Origin of the sequence: Psychrobacter nivimaris (assembly GCF_904846365.1) — a bacterium.
GTDB classification, from domain to species: Bacteria; Pseudomonadota; Gammaproteobacteria; order Pseudomonadales; family Moraxellaceae; genus Psychrobacter; species Psychrobacter nivimaris_B.
The window spans coordinates 14,978-35,239 of record NZ_CAJHAL010000020.1 but is presented as its reverse complement, the minus strand read 5'-3'; the positions used below and the strand labels follow the sequence as shown (position 1 = coordinate 35,239).

The window sequence follows — 20,262 nt, the reverse complement described above, 5'->3', positions numbered from 1 at the left end:
CTTTGCCATGAACTATCCACTACCTTGCTTATAGGTAGAGGTTTCTTAGGTAACGCTCTTACTTAATACGCTATTCTGTATCAGCGGTTAAGCGAATTTACTAAGCTAACCCTATCGCACCGACAGTTTTTGATTGTTTAACCAATATCAATCCTTGATTTAAGATATTGATGCTGGCATTGATGTCTCGATCATGGGTCTGTAGACACCTTGGGCAGTCCCATAATCTATCGCTGAGTTTAAGGTCATCTTTGCCAAGGACATAATCACAGCCTGAGCATGTTTTAGATGACGGATACCATTGGTCTATTCTCACAAGCGCTTTGTCATACCATTCTGCTTTATAAGCAAGCATAATTGTAAAGACTGAACATGAACTATCGTTAATAGCTTTGGCAAGCTTTCTGTTTTTAACCATCCCTTTAATGTTCAAGTCCTCTATAGCAATGACATCGTGGTTTTTGATGATATTGAATGAGAGTTTATGTAGAAAATCAAGACGCTGGTTGGTTATTTTTTCGTAAATCTTCGCGACTTTAACTTTTTGCTTTTGATAATTACGACTGTCTGACAGCTTACGCTGCTGAGCTTTAGCAACCTCTCTACGTTTGGCTAAAATCTTTTGCTCACGCGCAAGCTTGTCTTTCAGCTTCGATAGAAACCTAGGATTAGCAACTTTAGTACTGTCTGATAAGACAATAAAGTTGGTCAATCCTAAATCAATGCCTATATTAGAATAAGTCTTTGGTAGCGGCTCCACTACTGTTTCAACCAATAGGCTGACAAAGTACTTACCAGATGGAGTTGCGCTGATAGTGGCACTTTTAATAAGCCCATTAATGCGGCGATGTATTTTTGCTTTGATATGACCAATTTTAGGGAGTTTGACACTGTTATATGTGAGTGCAACCGTCCCTTTTTGGTTGTTAGTGGTGTAGCTGTCTTTGATACCTTTTTTCTTGAATTTAGGGAAGCCTGTGCCTTGTTCGAAAAACTTTTTATAGGCGCTGCGAAGGTTCTGCTGCACGTTAGCTAACGCTAAGCTATCTACTTCTTTGAGCCATTCAAACTCTTTTTTATACTGAGCAGGGGTGTTGTTTAGAATCGTTTTATTTGCTTTATAATGATTAACCTTATCAGACAACATCTTATTCCAAATAAAGCGGGTACATCCAAATGATTTAGCAAAGAATACTTGCTGTTCGTCATTTGGATATAATCTCACTTTATAAGCTTTTAAGATTTGTTTGGGCATAAGGTATGATAACATCTTAAGCTATACTAAAAAATAATGATATACTCATCCCTCTACTTTAAAGGTAGAGGAATTCTGCACATAGTCATTAAAATCTATTTTAAGGCAAAGTTTGTAGAATCAACCTTAGTTACTGGTTTTAATCACTTTTTATATTATAAGACTTATTGAGTCTCTTTGCTTCGATTAACTATTTTTATCAAAGTTTTGCGGATAAAGCGCGCGTGCAGCAACGTCGTCAAACTCAGTTTTGAAATCAATACCTTTAGGAATGTCACGGGCTTTTTGTACCGCTGGACGAGCATTAATGCTATCAAACCAGCGCTTTAGATTCGGATAATTATCCAAGCCGCCTTCGCTTAGTACAACTGTCGCCTTATCAATCCAGCCCCAAGTAGAAATATCAGCGATTGAGTAGCTATCACCAACCATATATTCACGGCCTTCTAGGTGCGTATCTAGCACTTCATAATGACGCTCAGCCTCACGAAGGTAGCGATTAATTGCATATGGGATTTTTTCTGGCGCTTTATGTCTAAAGTGAACAGATTGACCAGAAAAAGGGCCCAATCCAGATGCTACAAACATTAGCCACGATAGCATCTCGCTACGATCCTCTGGCTGTCCTGCCAGCTTGCCTGTTTTTTCAGAAAGATACATCAAGATAGCCGTAGAATCAAACACGCGTTTGCCATCATCTTCTAGGGCAGGTGTTTTGCCGTTTGGGTTGATAGCACGGTACTCAGGTGTATGCTGCTCACCTTTTAGCGTATCTACTGCCACAAGCTCATAAGGCAGACCAGTTTCTTCAAGAAACAATGCTACTTTCATTGGGTTTGGCGTTTGATGAAAATAAAATTTAAGCATAACTTTATCCTATTATATGAAGACAGTCGTCTAATGACTATCAAATCTAGTGACTATACTAATGACTATAAAAGCTGTAATGAGATAACAAAAATAGACGTCGAAGTTTGAAGCATATTTTTATTGTCTGACATACACTATAAACGCAAATGAACGGTCGTTCAAGTAATGTTATATATTGATATAATAAGCATCATATCAATACTATTTTCTCTACATGCAATGGATGAAGTCGATCAGCTCCATTTCGATAAGTCTTGTTCGTACTACAGAGCCACTAAAGTTAAAAAATATTTTTATCGTTGTTTTTTCTTACTACTTACACAGTATTACCTTCTTAAGATATTGATATTAATAGAGTAGTATGAATTAAGCAGAGTAATGTAATTTAGCCATTACAATTTACTTGAACGATTACTCAAATAATTATTGAGCGACTGCTCAATATCATTTATAGTAGTCTCTATTGACTCGCTTACTAAGCAAAGTTGCTAATTTTGAGTAATTACTCAAGCCAATAATTAAATGTAAATCAGCGACTGCTTTGAAGCGGGCATGAAAACTCTAAAACACACTAAATCTTAAACCTATTATCAGGAATTATATTATGACCGAATTTACTCTACACGGTAAAGACACAGCCCCAGCAGAAAGCAAAGACTTACTTGATTCTTCTATCAAAGCATTTGGTATGGTACCTAACCTACACGCTGTGATGGCTGAAGCGCCTGGTTTGCTTGAAGGCTATCAACAGCTACATCAACTGTTTTTAGACAGTAGCTTTGATGATGAAGAGACCACTGTTGTATGGCAAACTATCAACGTTGAGCATGCTTGCCATTACTGTGTGCCTGCGCATACTGGTATTGCTAAGAGCATGAAAGTAGATGACGCTATCACTGATGCATTACGTGATGAAACGCCACTACCAACTGAAAAACTGGAAGCATTGCGTACCTTCACACTATCTGTAGTCCGTAATCGTGGTAACGTTGATGACAGCGCGGTTCAAGCGTTTTTAGATGCAGGTTACACTAAGCGTCAGATTCTTGAAGTTATCCTTGGTGCTGCTCAAAAAGTAATGAGCAACTACACGAACCACATAGCTAACACACCAGTCGACAAACCATTCCAGAAGTTTGAATGGCATAAAGCTGACTAATACGTTTTTCAGCTAACGCTGACACAGTCTATTTGATGTTTTCATGCTGTTGTTCGAAACATCTTCGGGCAGCAGTTTTTCATTTTAATTCATCGCTAATGAGAGATCCTATGGAACAGGTAAAAAAACCCTTACAAATAGACATCGTGTCAGACATTGTATGCCCTTGGTGCGCTATCGGTTATAGTCAATTGGCCGAGGCATTAAAACACACCAACACGCCGCACGAGATTCACTGGCACCCATTTGAACTAAATCCTAATACGCCGCACGGAGGACGAAACTATCGTGAGCATATTATGGAGAAGTACGGTACAACTGCTGAAGACGTTAAAGAGAGCCGAGCTAGAATGACAACAGCAGGTGCAGAAGCTGGATTTAATTTTCAGTTTACCGATGATTTCCGTACCTACAATACTTTTAATGCGCATCAGTTGCTGCATTGGGCTGATCAGCAAGGACGTATGCACGACCTAAAACAAGCATTATTCGTTGCACACTTCGTTGATAATAAAAACGTGGCTGACAGTACCGTACTGGCAGATGTCGCAGCAGATATTGGACTAGATCGTAATGAAGCACTCGCCGTTATCGCAGATCAACGCTTTGCCAATGTGATACGTGAAGCCGTACAGCATTCAAAGCAGCAAGGTGTTCAAAGCGTACCATCCGTTATCTTCAACGGTCGGCATCTGGTGAGCGGTGCACAAGGTGTAGAAAACTACAAAAACATCTTAAAGCAACTAGCAGACATGCCAGAATAAAAACAATAAACTGGATCTGATTTACCAATTACACCCTACTGAGCACAGTATATAAAAAGGTATCATCATTATGTCAAACTCTAATCATTACGAGCCACCCAGCGTCTGGACATGGGATGCAGAAAGCGGCGGTAAGTGGGCAAGCGTCAACCGCCCTATCGCTGGCCCAACGCATGAAGCAGAACTACCTCGCGGCAAACATCCGTTACAGATCTACTCAATGGGCACCCCTAACGGCCAAAAAGTCACCATTATGGTCGAAGAGTTATTGGCATTAGGTGTGACAGACGCTGAGTACGACGCGCACCTGATTCAAATTGGTGAAGGCGGACAGTTCTCATCAGGTTTCGTTGAGCTAAATCCAAACTCAAAAATCCCTGTGCTTTTGGATACAGAGACTGGTAGTCGTGTGTTTGAGAGTGGCGCTATTTTGTTTTATCTTGCCGAAAAATTCGGAAAACTACTGCCTAAAGATGCAGCAGCACGTACTGAAGTGATGAATTGGCTCTTCTGGTTACAAGGCTCTGCTCCTTACTTGGGTGGCGGTTTTGGGCATTTTTACTTTTATGCACCAGAAAAGTTTGAGTACCCTATCAATCGATTCACGATGGAAGTAAAACGCCAGTTAGATGTACTAGAACGAGAGCTTGCAGAAAATCGCTATCTAGGTGGCGATGAGTATACGATTGCAGATATCGCCACTTGGCCTTGGTATGGCAATCTAATACTAGGTGAAGCATATAATGCAGGAGAGTTCCTACAAGTTGAGAGCTATCCAAATGTACGTCGCTGGGCAACTGAGATTTTAGAGCGTCCTGCTGTGCAACGTGGTCGCAAGGTAAACCGCACTTGGGGTGAACCTGCTGAGCAATTACACGAACGTCATGATGCCTCTGATTTTGAGCTAAAAACTCAAGATAAACTAGATGCTCAAACAACTGAAGAAGCAAAAAAATAGACGCTTTGTCTATGACTTACTAGCCTACTTAAGTAGTCTTATTGGTCGATTTTAAAGGTAATGTTAATTTTTCCTGTTACTACTTGGGACGACTGTAAACATCCAATACTTTTGCACTTAAGACTGCTACTGTAAGGCTGTTAAATACCAACTAACCACAAAAATACTATCAAAAAGGATAAAAACTATGTCAACAGATTATGCTCAAAAAATTCAGGCCGGTACTACGTTTCCTGAAATGGAAGTACAAGTATTAAATGGTGAAATGACTTCATTAGGCAAACCTGAAAACGGTCATGATTGGAAACTGGTCGTTGTATACCGCGGTAAGCATTGCCCAATTTGCACAAAATATCTAAATACCTTAGAGACAGTAAAACAGTCTTTCTATGACGTTGGTGTCGATATCATCGCAGTATCTGCAGACAGCAAAGAGCAGTTAGAAGGTCATCTAGATCAAATAGATGTTAGCTTCCCTATGGCTTATGTTCTGACTATCGAACAGATGAATACGCTAGGTCTATATATCTCTGACCCACGTTCAGAAAAAGAAACTGATCATCCTTTCGCTGAACCTGCTGTATTCGTTATCAATGCTGAAGGAAAAGTACATATCGTTGATATCTCGAACGCACCGTTCTCTAGACCAGATCTTGAAGCCTTGGCAAATGGTTTGGCTTTTGTTAGAAACCCAGAAAACAACTACCCTATCCGTGGTATGCACGGCTAATTGATATAGTAAATATAGAGTGTTGATTCACTCGATTATTTGGCTGATTAATATCTAACCAGTTAAATTGCAAAGGGCGTATTGAGATAATTCTTGATACGCCCTTTTTTTATTTATTGATAACCTATCTGCTATCAAACGTAGTCGCTTCATATCTAACTTCCTTAGTATTTGCTCAGTACTAATGTGCGAGTAGCACTGTGAATCTATAAAAAGAGGTTCTGTACAAAATTCATAGACTAGCCAGCATATAAGGGCTATATTTGAACTCAAAATATCATCTACAAACATTTTACCTTTGAGCAAGCTATATTTCTTTTTTCATCGGTTAGTTTTTATAAATAAAACAGACTGTGTTTATGGTCTGGTTCGTATTTCGCTTTGGCAAAATCTTGATATAATTGTACGTTCTAATTCACCAATGCTGTTTATTATTTGTTGTTAACACTCGTACACTGAGATTAATTTCTGCTAAAATCATGCAGCAACATTATCAATATCTCATCATAGGTATGAGTAAAAGGATTCGATATGCGATTGAAATCAATCGTTCAAAAATTACATGAACGCGCTCCAAAATTGGGCAAAGCTGCCTCACTGACGACAGCAACCAGCGTTATCACTTTTAATAGTATGTTAGCTGGTTTACCTGTCTGGGTAATGGGTGCTACCAAGGCTATCACCGGTGCTGCCATCGCTGACAAAGCCGTTATCGACGTGACGAACTATTGGATCAATAGCAATAACGCATTGATCGACAACGTATTACCACGCAAAGATTGGCGCATTAACTTACCTGATGATGTGCATACCAACGGTAAGTATCTACTGGTTAGCAATCATCAGTCTTGGGTTGATACCAGTATCGTGCAATATATCAGCGAAAAACGCTTGCCATTGACGCGCTTTTTTACCAAGTTTGAGCTCATATATATTCCTGTCATTGGTCAAGCTTTCTACTTTCTCGACTTTCCTATGATGCGTCGACACTCTAAAGAAGCCATCGCCAAAAACCCTGCTCTAAAGGGTAAGGATATCGAAGAAGCGAAACGAGCATGTGCATTGCTCAAGGACAAGCCTTTTACACTATTGAACTATCTAGAAGGGACTCGCTTCACTCCTAGCAAACATGATAAACAAAAATCCCCATATACGCATTTACTTAAGCCACGCGCTGGCGGGTTATCACTGGCTATGAGTGCATTAGGGGAAGAGATTGATGGGATTTTGGACATGACGATTGTCTACCCTGACGGTGTTCCCACTTATAGTGATCTATGGAAAGGCAATATCAAGCGTTTAGGTGTCGATGTACGACATATTGAGATACCCAAAGACCTGTTTACGGCGATCAAAAACGGTGGCTATGAAACAGATGAAGCGATAAAAGCACAGATGTTTGATTGGGTAGAACAGATATGGCATCAAAAAGATCAACTAATCACAGAAATGTTGGCTGACTTTGAGAGCAAAGATGCTATCAAAACAAGTGATCTTTGATACTTTTACCTAAAGATACTCATATATAGATAAGAGTTTTTCATAGTGCAGTAAGTTCTAATACAGATAATTTGGTACGTCATAATTGGGAATTAGAAGCACCAAATTATTTTTATATTTTGTCTATACAATTAATAAGTGCTATTTAGGTTTATTTAACCTTTAAACCGATGACATGATTAAGATGGCCAGTTTTTAAGTATATGGTTGCGCCCTCCACCCCTGCTTTTATTTGTACGCTTATATCTATCGGTAGGCGTATCCAACTATCCTGCTGATATAACTGTCCACCCTCTATTAGCTCGCCTGCTACAACTAATATTTCTGCACCGCCATGAACTGTCTCAGTGAATAGCAACTCGCCTGCATCGATACGCTGTAGACTAACGCGCTCTACCCCATCGGAAAAAAGCTTGCAGACAGTACGGTTGCCTTGTTGCTGCCAGTTAGCATCATTATAAGTGTCGATAGCCACGTGCTGTGTTTCGTCAGACGACATTTGCCGCAACTTGACAAAAATGACAGCACCTTCGTCACTATAAGGCCGATGACCTGAAGACGGTGGATTACGTAGATACCAACCTGCTGGATAATGAGTGTCATCTGCAGAAAAAGTGCCTGATAATACTAAAATCTCTTCGCCGCCTGGATGTAGATGATGCGGAAAGTAAGAGTTTGGCGCGTAACGCACAAGACTGGTAGCGCGAGCCTTCTCCGCGCCTACACGATCAAGCATGACACGCTCCACACCATTTTGTGGTGACTTAATCCATTGATGTGCTTCAGGGGTCAGTGAAGCACGTTGTGAAAAATCTGCATTAATTAGCATAAAATATTCCAAAAGTATTAAATGATTAGGGCGTACCCACAATATAAAACTGAGGACACGCCCTAGACGATAAACACAAATATATGACGTTATTACCGCACTAGAATGACCGGTGATAACGTGCTAGCGATAATTTCTGTCGTTGTACTTCCGAGAAACAGTTGCTGCCATTTCGAATGTCCGTACGCACCCACCACCATAATGTCGACATTGTTCTCTACCTGAAACTTTAACAACCCATCTACCGCATCAGAAGCAGATAAGTGATGGGCTTCAACGACAAACCCAGCATCTTCTAACTGTGCAGCGGCGGCGCTCATACTTTGCTTGGCGGCGTCATTCTGATTACCTACCATCACGATATGGCCCTTTAGACCTTTTAATAATGGACTTTTTGACACCATTCGTGCCGCTTTGATAGAGGTTTTACTACCATCAAAGGCAATCATATAGGAGCTTGGCTCTTCAAATTTCTCTGAGCAAATCAATATGGGAATATCTGACCCACGAGCGACCGTCTCGATCTGACTACCAATATTAATCCTACTGTTCTTATGATCCTCTCCGCGGCGTCCCATCACAATCGCACGATTTTCTTCTTTGAAATGCTCAATACTAGGAAGCAACTTGCCGTGGCGTTGATAAACGCGAACATTGACATCAGCGAAACTGCTTTGAATGTGGCTTTTTGCATCTTGTACCAATGCATTACTATAGCTGTTGACGACTTTTGCTCTTTGCTCATCCAATTGGGACAACTCTTCTAATAAAAACTGACGGCTATTTATGCCTATAGCACCTGATAAATCCCGTCTAGTCGATGCTGGTATGTCACTGACATGCAATAATCCAACAGGTACGTTTAATTTACTGGCATACCACGCTGCATAGTCACAAACCGATTCAGTCACTGCCGAGCCATCAATACAGGCCAAAATGTGCTGTGATGTTGTCATAATCTGTCCTTAGATTGAGTTATTTAATCCTATAAAGCTGGTCATACTTAACCAAGCTATGCCTTTTATTGGGGAGACATCTACAGAAAATATGTTTCTTAATTCGATGATAACCAATTTGGGCGGCTTCATCCAGTGATGTATACGCTTTTGCCATCATCAGAAGTGTGCTAGCCCTATCATTATTTATGGTTTGCAAGAGTATTATATTGATGCCTCTATAAACTCTGGTCATTGTCTAACCACATGCGCTAGCAAAGTTTGCTACAATGTATTTTTTAGCATTTATGATTTCGGTATCGTTATTTAGGTGATTGGATTATGGCAAAAAATGCCCTACAGGCTCAATTATTAAAGGCTGGCTTGGTTGATAGCAAAAAGGCCAAGAAGATCAGCAAGCAAACGCAACATGCTAAGCGTACTGGTGACTCAGAAAGCGTCGAAGCAAAAAAAGCGTTGGCAGAGGCGCAAGCCCAAAAGCTAGAAAAGGATCAAAAGCTTAATCAAGAAAAACAGCGCGTATTGGAAGAGAAAGCATTAAAGGCCAATATCGTCCAAATGATTAAGCAGCATCAGATTACTGAGACAGAAGGTGAGGTTAGCTATCAGTTTGTCGATGAGTCCAAGGTAAAGAAAATCGCTATCACTCAGAAACTGTACGATCAAATCGTGGCCGGTCACGTGGTTATCGCACGCTTGGAAGAAAGCTACGCGCTACTTCCTCGTCCATTGGCGGATCGTATTGATTCAAAAATGGAAGGCTTTATGGTTGTATCCAACGACACTGCTGAGGAAGCATTGGCAGAAGATGATCCGTATGCCGCTTATGTGATTCCAGATGACTTGATGTGGTAAGGCATTATTCTACTGCTGTTGGCTTTACTATAGTGTTATAAGTATTCCCCCAAAAGCCCTTTATAGAATTGATGTTCTATAAAGGGCTTTTTGCATTTATACAGGTTAGGCAAATCTTTATAGCGCAAAATAAACGTTAAATGTGTCGATAGACTCAATCAAACGTACACAAATCGGGCTTCTTTAACCTAACATTGCTGGTTTGGTTAAAGAAAGTAACCTAGCGCTCTAATTGCCAGAACATAGATACAATCAACTTGAACAGTTATTCAATAACCACTACAATGCGTTTTTAGTACATTTTGTGGTAATACTTTGTTTATTTTTGAGTAATCACTCAACATTGTTCATATTTTACCTATGTTTGTTACCTGATAGTTCGGTGCCATCGTGCTCGTTTTATTTGCTTAATTTGTTCCAATTCACTTTTACTTTTTCTCAAAAAGAGATAATTCATGCCAAAACATTTGCCACTCTCACTATTGTTTCTTCGCCTTGGTGTTTTCATCGTATTCTTCTTCTGGACACTCGACAAATTCGTAAATCCTGAGCATGCCGCCAATGTGTTTGCTAAATTCTACGCACTAGAAAACCTAGGCATCACTATTGTTTACCTGATTGGTAGCTTGCAAATTATTCTTATCTTCTCGTTTGTCATGGGTTTATTCAAAAAATGGACATACGGCATTATCTTATTACTACATGCCGCTTCTACTTTTGCATCTTTTGGTCTTTACCTAACGCCTTTTGATAACTTGTTGTTCTTTGCTGCATGGCCAATGCTAGCAGCCTGTTTGGCGCTATTCTTAATGAGAGACTATGACACCCTAACATTGGGTAAAAATGCGTCGCCAGTATAAATGTCAGCGGCTGTGCTTATTGTTTAAGTAGTATAAATGTCAGACAGCAAGACATAATTTATATACTATTAAGACTGCCGACTTAAATTTTTTATCGTAGTTAAGCGATTCAGACAATTCGATTTGATAGCCACGTCACTCAAATATAGTTACTTAAGTATTGTTACTTAAGTTTAGTTATTCAGACGATGAGTGTTCTACTGCTTGAGCAATAACTACGATTTTAGCCTTTGCTCCCTTATTTGGCCGGATTTTCCATGATTAAAAGAATATTTTTAATACTATTAATATTGATATTAGCGGCAAGCTTTTTTTATTTTGACCTAAATCAATTATTGACGCTTGATGGCTTAAAAGGGTCGATGGCGCAATTTAATGAATACAAAGCGCAGTCACCGCTATTGATTATCGGTGGGTTTTTCTTACTATATGTCGTCGTCACTGCCCTCTCCTTACCAGGCGCTGCGATTTTAACGCTAGCCGCTGGTGCACTATTTGGTTTGGTACAAGGGCTGCTCGTCGCGTCATTTGCATCGAGTATTGGTGCTACTATTGCCTTCTTGGCATCGCGTTATCTACTGCGTGATACCATCAAGCAGCGCTTTCCTGAGCGGTTGGCAGCTATTGATGCAGGTGTCGAAAAAGAAGGTGGATTTTATTTATTTACCTTACGTCTGGTACCTATATTTCCATTCTTTTTGATTAACCTATTGATGGGTGTAACGTCTATTAAAACATGGACTTACTACTGGGTCAGTCAAATCGGTATGCTAGCTGGGACCTTTGTCTTCGTCAATGCAGGGACACAGCTGGCACAGATAGACAGCTTATCGGGTATTTTATCTTTCAACTTAATTGTCTCGTTTGCGTTATTAGGTTTCTTCCCCTTAATAGCAAAAGGAGTGTTGAATATGTTTAAAAAACGCCGTGTTTATAAAAACCACACCAAACCTAAAAAGTTCGATCGCAATATGATTGTGATTGGCGCTGGCGCTGGCGGATTGGTCACAAGCTACATTGCCGCCGCGGTAAAAGCGAAAGTCACACTGATTGAAGCAGGTGAGATGGGCGGTGATTGTCTAAATTATGGCTGTGTACCTAGTAAGGCCATCATTAAAAGCGCAAAAATCGCTGACCAAATTCGTCATGGTGAAAACTATGGTCTAGAGAACACTGTACCGCAGTTTTCATTCAAAAAAGTGATGGCACGCGTACAGCAAGTTGTGGCTGATATCGCACCGCACGATAGTGTTGAGCGTTATACCAATCTGGGCGTCGATGTGGTCAAAGGCTATGCCAAATTGGTCGACCCGTGGACAGTAGAAATCAAACTGAACGACGGCGGCATGCAGACCCTAACAGCGCGCACCATTGTCATTGCCACTGGCGCCCGTCCATTTATACCGCCTCTGCCAGGTATAGAAGAAACAGGTTACGTGACCAGTGACACGCTATGGACCAAATTTGCTGAGCTAGAAGAAGCCCCGGAGAAGCTCGTCGTACTGGGCGGTGGCCCCATCGGTAGCGAGCTTGCACAAAGCTTTGCTCGACTGGGTTCTAATGTGACGCAAATTGAGATGAGCGATCGCATTATGGGTAAAGAAGACCTTGAAGTGTCTACCTTTGCTCACCAATCGCTTACTGATAGCGGTGTTAATATTTTGACCTCACATCAAGCAATGCGCTGCGAGATGCGTGATGGCAAAAAATACATTATCGTCAAACACAATGAAACAGAAATCGATATCGAGTATGATGAGCTACTTTGTGCCGTTGGTCGTAGCGCACGCCTTGAAGGTTATGGTTTAGAGGCACTAGGTATCGAAACCAATCGTACTATCGTGACCAACGAATATCTCGAGACGTTATATCCTAATATTTTTGCTGCAGGCGATATCGTTGGCCCATACCAGTTTACTCATGTCGCTGCCCATCAGGGTTGGTACGCCGCCGTGAATGGTTTATTTGGCAATCTGAAAAAGTTTAAAGTAGATTATCGTGTGATTCCGTGGGTTACGTTTATCGACCCAGAAGTCGCTCGTGTCGGTATTAACGAGCAAGAAGCCATTGATAAAGGCATCGATTACGAGATTACTCGTTTTGAGTTTGAAGAGCTGGATCGTGCCATTACGGATAGCGCAGCTAAAGGCTTTATCAAAGTCATCACGCCAAAAGGTAAAGACAAAATATTGGGTGTTACGGTGGTGTCTGAACATGCAGGCGACCTAATCGCTGAGTTTGTATTAGCAATGAAACATGGTCTGGGTCTCAATAAAATATTGGGCACCATTCATAGCTACCCTACTTGGGCAGAAGGCAACAAATATGCCGCTGGTGATTGGAAACGTGCCCATGCCCCTGAGACCGTATTAAACTGGCTGGAGAAATACCATACTTGGCGTCGCGATTAGTTAATGACGGTTAGTTAATATCAGTTAATTAAGGACAGTTTGCTGATCAACGTCATTAAATGACGCGACTGGTAGCAAAGTGTTAAAAGACTCCAATAAAGCTGGTTTAGATTTTGTGGTATCTGTTTGGTTTGACATGGCAGACTACGAGATCTTTACCGGCTTTACTAACATTTAAATCATAACGGAAACTTGAATGCACGTTATTACCGCTTTACCGATGCTCAAACGTCTTACGCGTTATAGCACTTACGCTATGGTGATGAGCATTTGTATTGGTATATCAGCAAGCACGGCATCACCTACTACTTCTAATATTAGCCAAGACCTATCACCTTGGCAGCAGATAGAAGCCCAAGGTAGCAATCAAGACGTTTATTTCTATGCATGGGGCGGTGATCCACAGATTAATACTTATCTACAGTGGGTCGCCGATCAAGTCGATGATAAATATAATATCAACTTAGTCCATGTTAAATTGAGCGACACCAGCGAAGCAGTCAGTCGGGTACTCGCAGAAAAGTCTGCTCATAATGACGATCAAGGCAGTGTTGACTTGGTCTGGATTAATGGTGCTAACTTTGCCACCATGAGTGAGAACTCATTGTTACTTAAGCAATGGGCAAACAAGCTGCCGAATTTTGCGCTGACAGATCCGAAAAACAACCCAACGGTTAATTTTGACTTTGGTGTACCAACCGATGGGATGGAAGCACCCTGGGGACAAGCCTCTCTGACGTTTTATTACGACAGCTTATCAACCAGTAAACCGCCAACAACGCTAAATGAGTTGACCGCTTGGACAGCAAAAAACCCTGGCCGCTTTAGCTATCCTAAACCGCCGGACTTTTTGGGTATGAGTTTCTTAAAGTACGCCTTAGTCATGCTACATGAGCAACAAGATGCCAGTACAGGTGAGGATACTAGCGCCCAATTAGGTCTCCCAGCTACTGAAGAAAACACCGCGCTCGTATTAGACCCGCTATGGGCTTTTTTGGATGACTTTCATCCAACCTTATGGCGTAATGGCGAGCAGTTCGTGCAGACAGGTGCGCAGATGCGGCGCTTGGTCGATGATACTGAGCTGAGTCTGGCCTTTACCTTTTCAGCACCAGAAGTTCCTGCAGCCGTACAGCGTTATGACTTACCCCAGAGCATTCGCAGCTATGCCATGAGTGACGGCAGCTTAAGCAATACTCATTTTGTCGCTATCCCTTATAACGCTAGTCATCCTCAGGCGGCACAATTAGTAGCCAACTTCTTAATGAGTCCAGAAGCCCAAGCAAAGAAACAAACCCCTTCGGTATGGGGTGACAAAAGCGTACTGGTCCAATCTACACTTAGCCCTGCACAACAAGCATTATTCAAAACCAAACAGCCTCATCCAAGCGCCCTGCCCTTTGACAGTGTCAAACGCACGGTAAGCGAGCCGCATCCAAGTTGGGTAGAGGCCATCCAGCAAGGCTGGCAAGCACGTTATGGGGTGAGTCCATGAGCCCAGGTTTTGACAAAATAACTAAAAAAGGTGATAGCCCTAGACCTATTACGCTTGAGAAAAAAGATCTGTTTACGCGTATCGTGTCTTTTAGTCCCAAACTCTTAATTCTAATACTAATACTACCGGTACTCTGTGGCCTCATCTGTGTACTGTTGCCTGCCCTGAGCTGGGTTCCTGCTCTAGAAAAAACGACTCTGAATCTGCAAGGGTTTATAGACCTATGGCAAACGCCTGGTATCACGCAGATGGCTGCATTAAGTCTTGCTACAGGACTTATCAGCACCCTGCTTGCTTTTGTCATTGCCCTGATGATATTGGCCGCGTTTTTTAACAGTGTTTGGTTGCAGCGTATTGAGCATTTATTAAGCCCCATCTTGGTCATTCCTCATGCAGCTGCCGCCATTGCCGTTGGGTTTTTGATTGCGCCGTCAGGCATGTTTGCACGGCTCATCTCTTCGTGGTTAACTGGTTGGGAGATGGCACCCGATGGTATGTTTCCGCATGATCCATACGGTATCAGTATCATCTTGGGTTTAACCTTAAAAGAGCTGCCGTTTTTATTATTAATGGCACTGGGCGCGCTTGCTCAGCCTGAACTTGGCAAAAAATTGCGCCAACAATATACTGTTGCGCTCAATTTAGGTTATTACCCAATTACTGCTTTTTTTAAGGTGGTCTTGCCCTTGTTATATCCTTTTCTACGTTTACCGATTTTGGCCGTGTTGGCCTATGCCAGTGCGAGTGTCGAGATGCCATTGATATTGGGTCCTAATACACCGCCAACGCTTGCCGTCTCTATCATACAATGGTTCAACGATGTCGACCTGACATTGCGTATCAAAGCATCAGCAGGCGCATTATTACAACTCGTACTGACAGCAGGTTTAGTTGCCTTTTGGCTGGGCGGCGAAAAAACGATCAAAGCCATGTTTAGTGTTTCGTCAATCAATGGCAAGCGTCATTATGCAGATACTATCTGGCAAAAAGTCACCGCTATACTTACCGTAGGCGTGATTGGTTTTATGCTGCTGTCACTCGCCGGCCTTGTGTTATGGGCATTTGCAGGGTTTTGGCGGTTTCCGGCGATGCTACCAGAGCAATTCGTGCTACTACATTTTCAAAGCGCCTTTACCCAAATGAGCACACCACTGGTCAATACGCTTAGCATTGGTGCCGTCAGTACTGCATTTGCTGTTTTTCTAACTTTGCTATGCTTGGAAGCTGAGCAATTAAGTGCTAAACCATTGTCACACTTCACCAGTTTTATTATTTACTTACCGCTACTAGTGCCAAGTATTGCGTTTCTATTCGGCTTAGTATGGTTACAGCAGTTGGCCAATCATCAATCAGAATTTTTTAATGTGGCATTTGCCCATCTTTTATTCGTGCTACCGTACGTGTTTTTATCACTGGCCAGTAGCTATCGACGCCTAGATCCTCGTTTCGCTCATGTGGCCGCCAGCCTTGGCGCTGCACCAATTAAAGTGTTCTTTCAGATAAAACTGCCGCAGCTATTTGCCCCTATTTTGATTGCTATAGCACTCGGTCTAGCGATCAGCTTTGGTCAGTATTTACCAACTCTATTGGCAGGTGGCGGACGTATTGCCACTATCACGACTGAAGCAGTGACACTGGCGAATGGTGCCAGTCGGCGTACCAGTGCTGTCTATGCGATTATGCAAATGGCGCTACCGCTTATAGGTTTTATATTGGCTTGGATGCTACCCAAATATTTTTTTAGAAGTGGCGCACGATAGCAGGCTGGTCACAAACAAAAGCAAACGTTATCAAACATTAAAATAATCAGTCGTGAAAAATACAAATAAAGGGTTCCTGATGCCATCATCTCTACAGATAAAAGACTTACAACTGTTTCGTCAAAACGAGCAGTTATTGAGTATCAATGAGCACATCGCTGGTGGCGACATCCTAACCGTGATGGGCCCTTCTGGTAGTGGCAAGTCCAGCTTACTAAACTGGCTAACAGGCACTTTGGCGAGTGATTTTGCCGCGACGGGTACTGTCTGGTTAAACGATAAAAATGTGACTCACCTGCCTGCGCATTTGCGCCGTATTGGTGTTCTGTATCAAGACGCACTGCTGTTTTCGCACCTATCAGTCGCAGGCAATATTGCTTTTGCCATGCCAAAAGGAAACAAAAAACAGCGAGTTAAAAAAATAGCGCAGTCTTTAGCGCAAGTGGGTTTAGAGGGGATGGGAGATCGTCATCCTGATAATCTATCAGGTGGTCAACAAGCACGTGTCGCCCTACTGCGCACGCTGCTGAGTGAGCCCAAAGCGATACTACTTGATGAGCCGTTTAGCAAACTTGATACTCAATTGAGAATGGATACGCGACAATTGGTATTCGATCAGATTCGTACTCATAAGTTGCCTGCTATTATGGTCACGCACGACCAAAGTGACGCTGAAGCAGCCAATGGCAAAGTTATTTATGTAGGACGATAATTTTAGATATCAGAGTCAAATATTAACGCTAAATACCCAAACAAAGTATCAAAACAAGCAAAATACAAAAGGCAGCTCGCATGCTAGACAAGTTTATTACGCCCGTCATCAAGCCGCTGCTAACCCCAATAGTAGCGACATTACATAAGCTCGGCATCACGGCTGATCAGCTTACGGTAGCTGGATTCTTAGTTGGTATATTGGCATTACCACTACTCGCGTTTAAGCTATGGTATGGCGCGCTGGCAGCGATAATATTGAATCGTATTTTTGATGGACTTGATGGCGCAATGGCACGCTACGCACAGCAAAGCTCAAGCGCTGGCGGCTACTTAGATATCACGCTTGATTTTTTGTTTTATGCCGCTGTGCCACTTGGGTTTATTTTGGCCAACCCTGCACAAAATGCTATTGCAGGTGCGTTGTTATTAGCGGCATTTATCGGGACAGGTTCGAGCTTTTTGGCCTTTGCAATTTCTGCAGAAAAATTTAAATTGGACAAGCCGCAGTTTAAATATAAAAGCTTTTACTATCTTAATGGTCTCACCGAAGGCACCGAAACTATTGCTCTTTTTATTGCTCTTTGCATTTGGCCTCAGCATTTTGTGCTACTTGCTGGTATCTTTGCTACTGCCTGCGCTGTTACTATTTTTACTCGTATACATGGTGGGTATCATACCCTCAAGGAGCTCGAATCTACCAAGTAAACATTTGAAGATATACACCATATCAAAACCCAGCCATCATAATCATACCGCTAAGCATTTACTGAATCATCGAGTCGCAGTGCTTCTATAGATAAAGCCATATCTTCAGCAAGGGCGTGTACCGTCGAGCTCTCTATGTCACGCTGGGCAAAGGCACGTAGCCCCATAACTTCTGCCTGTAGACGGCGTCCAAGCCTAACCGGATCAAGCTCACTATCCATCTCACCGACATTCTGCGCTTCCTTAAAGCATTCTATAAAACGTGTCTCCATACCTGCCAGCAGCATTTCCACCTTGGTTAACGCTGTCTGCTCACGCGCGCCCAGCTCTAGTAAACTCTTGACCAACATGCAGGCTCGGCTCGGTAACGCTTTATCACGAATCCCGCCAAGCTGACGTATATAAGCGGCCAGTCCTAATAAAGGCGTTTCATGATGGCTCAATACTCGCTCAAGCTCAGTCAATCCTAGACGCGCATAGTATTCTAGGGCCTCTTGAAACAAGCCGTCTTTACTTCCAAAAGCGGCATAAATGCTGCCTGGACGCATATCAAGCGCTTGTTCGATATCCTTCAGTGAGGTGGCATGAAAGCCCTTTTGCCAAAAAAGCTGTAGCGCACGCTCCAAGGCGTCATGACGGTTGTAAAGTGCGGTGCGTGACATAATGTGCCCCATTTAAAAAGCCGTGACCTCATATAAAAATGGGCACGGCTATAAAACTTGAATGATTGCTCAATTTTATCCTGAATGGGCATAACAGTAAAGTTAATATAACAAACGCACTGGTAAACAAACGTAATGTTAGAGCGCGACCTAGCTATCAACAACCTTAATGATAGCTAGGTGCAAATCTTTATAACGGCTAGCGAGAAACGTGAAAATCTGGTTAATGAGTCAGCAATACATGCTTACTCTTTTGATAAGCAGACAAACCATCACCGCCCAACTCACGGCCGATACCACTGTGTTTGAACCCGCCCCACCCTGCTTCTGGCAGTACGATTTGTTGCTCGTTAATCCAGATATGCCCGGCTTTGATTTGTAGCGCCATCTTAAGCGCAGCAGTTTCATCGGGGCTCACGATGGTTGCTGCTAGAGCAAACTTGCTATCATTGGCTAGACGGATAGCCTCTGCGTCGTCAGTAAAGGTTGCACAGACTAATACAGGTCCAAACACTTCCTCCATCCATAATTGACTGGTCGTTGGCACATTCGTATAGACAGTTGGCATCGTAAAATAGCCAGATGCTTCTAATAACTCACCGCCGGTTAAGCAATTTAGATTTTCAGCTGTCGCAATATCAAAGAATTTCTTAACTTGGTTCAATTGCTGCTCACTAACCAATGGACCCATTTGCGTCTCTGTCGCAAAACCATCACCAATCTGCAAACTTTCCGTTTTTGCTTTTAATGTGTCAAACAGCTGTTTAGCGATATCTTGATGGACAACTAAACGCGACGTGGCCGAGCATATCTGACCTGCATTGGTAAATATACCGCCAATGATTAAATCACAAGCGTAATCAATATCAGCATCTGCGAAGACCATAATAGCAGACTTGCCACCCAACTCTAGGCTAATGTCTTTGATGTCTTTTGCTGCTTGAACCATCACCTTTTCGCCGACTATATTACTGCCAGTAAAAGACACTTTGTCAATCAGCGGATGGCTGGTCATAGCAGTGCCCACTTCAGCAGCACCCGGTAAAATATTAACCACCCCTTTTGGCAAGTCAATTTCCGATAAGATATTACCTAGCATAAGCTCTGGTAATAATGTCACTTCAGACGGTTTTAATAGCACGGTACACCCTGCCGCTAGCGCAGGCGCCAACTTCCAAGAGGTCGTCACCATTGGGAAATTCCAAGGGGTAATCAGCGCACAAATACCTACTGGCGAGTATGTCTTTAACAATCGAATACCCGACTCAAGCGTTGATACCTTAGACCATGTTGCTTGCTCTGTGATGAGATTGGCATAGTAGCGATAGCAAGCAATGGCGTCCCCTACGTCTATCTTTGCTTCTTCAATTGGCTTACCATTGTTTAATACAGACAGCCCAACCAAATTATCGAATTGCTGCTCCATAGACTCTGCAATTGCATTTAGATAGCGGGCGCGCTCACTTACACTAGTCTGTGACCAGCTAGCAAACGCTTCATCAGCTGCTTCAACTGCCTGCTCTACATGGGCACTGGTGCACAGACGTGTCGTTGCAATCACCTCGCCTGAATTTGGATCATACAACGCATGGTTATTTGAATGATTAGAATCGGTCACAGGTGCTGCAATCGTAACCCAATCACCATTGATATAAGCGGCATTTAATACAACTTCGTTTTGAGCCGTTTGTATGGCAGTTTCTCTGGTTAAATCTGTAGAGTTCAGCATTTCCATAATGGTCAATCGCCTTATATTTTTGATCAAATTGTCTTTATGTG

18 protein-coding genes are annotated in these 20,262 nt (G+C 42.3%); 12 read left to right on the top strand and 6 right to left on the bottom strand.

The features are described from left to right. Positions 1 to 100 precede the first annotated feature (100 nt). Positions 101 to 1,255 carry an IS200/IS605 family element RNA-guided endonuclease TnpB gene (gene tnpB / locus JMX63_RS09225; RefSeq protein ID WP_201572137.1) on the bottom strand — a complete coding sequence of 385 codons (1,155 nt, stop codon included), beginning with the start codon at positions 1,253 to 1,255 and terminating at the stop codon, positions 101 to 103. Positions 1,256 to 1,441: 186 nt separating this feature from the next. Next, complete coding sequence (locus JMX63_RS09220) at positions 1,442 to 2,122, bottom strand: glutathione S-transferase family protein (RefSeq protein ID WP_101205248.1); 681 nt, start codon at positions 2,120 to 2,122, stop codon at positions 1,442 to 1,444. Positions 2,123 to 2,729: 607 nt separating this feature from the next. On the opposite strand from JMX63_RS09220, the gene JMX63_RS09215 reads away from it, so the two are divergent. The 5 genes from JMX63_RS09215 (at position 2,730) to JMX63_RS09195 (ending at position 7,236) form a co-directional block, all read left to right on the top strand. Next, positions 2,730 to 3,284, top strand: a complete 555-nt coding sequence (locus JMX63_RS09215) for a carboxymuconolactone decarboxylase family protein (RefSeq protein WP_201572135.1) — start codon at positions 2,730 to 2,732, stop codon at positions 3,282 to 3,284. A gap of 110 nt (positions 3,285 to 3,394) precedes the next feature. Beyond that, positions 3,395 to 4,048, top strand: a complete 654-nt coding sequence (locus tag JMX63_RS09210) for a DsbA family oxidoreductase (RefSeq protein ID WP_201572134.1) — start codon at positions 3,395 to 3,397, stop codon at positions 4,046 to 4,048. 70 nt (positions 4,049 to 4,118) lie between these two features. Continuing rightward, complete coding sequence (gene yghU / locus JMX63_RS09205) at positions 4,119 to 5,006, top strand: glutathione-dependent disulfide-bond oxidoreductase (RefSeq protein WP_201572133.1); 888 nt, start codon at positions 4,119 to 4,121, stop codon at positions 5,004 to 5,006. 187 nt (positions 5,007 to 5,193) lie between these two features. Continuing rightward, a complete protein-coding gene (locus tag JMX63_RS09200; protein ID WP_201572132.1) occupies positions 5,194 to 5,736 on the top strand; it encodes a peroxiredoxin-like family protein in 543 nt (180 codons plus the stop codon). 531 nt (positions 5,737 to 6,267) lie between these two features. Then, on the top strand, positions 6,268 to 7,236 hold the full coding sequence (locus tag JMX63_RS09195) for an acyltransferase (protein WP_102094444.1): 969 nt from the start codon (positions 6,268 to 6,270) through the stop codon (positions 7,234 to 7,236). Positions 7,237 to 7,387: 151 nt separating this feature from the next. On the opposite strand, the gene JMX63_RS09190 is transcribed toward JMX63_RS09195, so the two are convergent. Then, the gene (locus JMX63_RS09190) at positions 7,388 to 8,065 is read right to left on the bottom strand and encodes a cupin domain-containing protein (RefSeq protein WP_201572131.1); all 678 of its coding nucleotides are present in this window, start codon (positions 8,063 to 8,065) and stop codon (positions 7,388 to 7,390) included. A gap of 92 nt (positions 8,066 to 8,157) precedes the next feature. After that, the gene (locus JMX63_RS09185) at positions 8,158 to 9,021 is read right to left on the bottom strand and encodes a universal stress protein (protein WP_201572130.1); all 864 of its coding nucleotides are present in this window, start codon (positions 9,019 to 9,021) and stop codon (positions 8,158 to 8,160) included. A gap of 321 nt (positions 9,022 to 9,342) precedes the next feature. Here JMX63_RS09185 and JMX63_RS09180 point away from each other — a divergent pair, with 321 nt between their 5' ends. The 7 genes from JMX63_RS09180 (at position 9,343) to JMX63_RS09150 (ending at position 17,821) form a co-directional block, all read left to right on the top strand. After that, positions 9,343 to 9,876: a DUF2058 domain-containing protein gene (locus JMX63_RS09180; protein ID WP_102078489.1), complete on the top strand. Its 534-nt coding sequence runs from the start codon at positions 9,343 to 9,345 to the stop codon at positions 9,874 to 9,876. A 455-nt stretch (positions 9,877 to 10,331) separates the two neighbouring features. Further along, positions 10,332 to 10,736 carry a hypothetical protein gene (locus tag JMX63_RS09175; protein WP_201572128.1) on the top strand — a complete coding sequence of 135 codons (405 nt, stop codon included), beginning with the start codon at positions 10,332 to 10,334 and terminating at the stop codon, positions 10,734 to 10,736. A 257-nt stretch (positions 10,737 to 10,993) separates the two neighbouring features. Then, the gene (locus JMX63_RS09170; protein ID WP_201572127.1) at positions 10,994 to 13,147 is read left to right on the top strand and encodes an FAD-dependent oxidoreductase; all 2,154 of its coding nucleotides are present in this window, start codon (positions 10,994 to 10,996) and stop codon (positions 13,145 to 13,147) included. 196 nt (positions 13,148 to 13,343) lie between these two features. After that, complete coding sequence (locus tag JMX63_RS09165) at positions 13,344 to 14,642, top strand: ABC transporter substrate-binding protein (protein ID WP_201572126.1); 1,299 nt, start codon at positions 13,344 to 13,346, stop codon at positions 14,640 to 14,642. Beyond that, a complete protein-coding gene (locus tag JMX63_RS09160) occupies positions 14,639 to 16,402 on the top strand; it encodes an ABC transporter permease (RefSeq protein WP_201572125.1) in 1,764 nt (587 codons plus the stop codon). The genes JMX63_RS09165 and JMX63_RS09160 overlap by 4 nt, the downstream gene beginning before the upstream one ends. 79 nt (positions 16,403 to 16,481) lie before the next feature. Continuing rightward, positions 16,482 to 17,114: an ATP-binding cassette domain-containing protein gene (locus JMX63_RS09155; RefSeq protein ID WP_102093367.1), complete on the top strand. Its 633-nt coding sequence runs from the start codon at positions 16,482 to 16,484 to the stop codon at positions 17,112 to 17,114. An 80-nt stretch (positions 17,115 to 17,194) separates the two neighbouring features. Further along, the gene (locus JMX63_RS09150; RefSeq protein ID WP_102093369.1) at positions 17,195 to 17,821 is read left to right on the top strand and encodes a CDP-alcohol phosphatidyltransferase family protein; all 627 of its coding nucleotides are present in this window, start codon (positions 17,195 to 17,197) and stop codon (positions 17,819 to 17,821) included. 50 nt (positions 17,822 to 17,871) lie between these two features. Here the strand turns inward: JMX63_RS09150 and JMX63_RS09145 are convergent, their stop codons facing one another. Together JMX63_RS09145 and JMX63_RS09140 are read right to left on the bottom strand one after the other, a co-directional pair. Beyond that, positions 17,872 to 18,483 carry a TetR/AcrR family transcriptional regulator gene (locus JMX63_RS09145; protein WP_102093370.1) on the bottom strand — a complete coding sequence of 204 codons (612 nt, stop codon included), beginning with the start codon at positions 18,481 to 18,483 and terminating at the stop codon, positions 17,872 to 17,874. Between the two features lie 223 nt (positions 18,484 to 18,706). After that, positions 18,707 to 20,218 (bottom strand): aldehyde dehydrogenase family protein, encoded by a 1,512-nt coding sequence (locus tag JMX63_RS09140; protein WP_201572124.1) that lies wholly within the window; start codon positions 20,216 to 20,218, stop codon positions 18,707 to 18,709. Positions 20,219 to 20,262 lie beyond the last annotated feature (44 nt).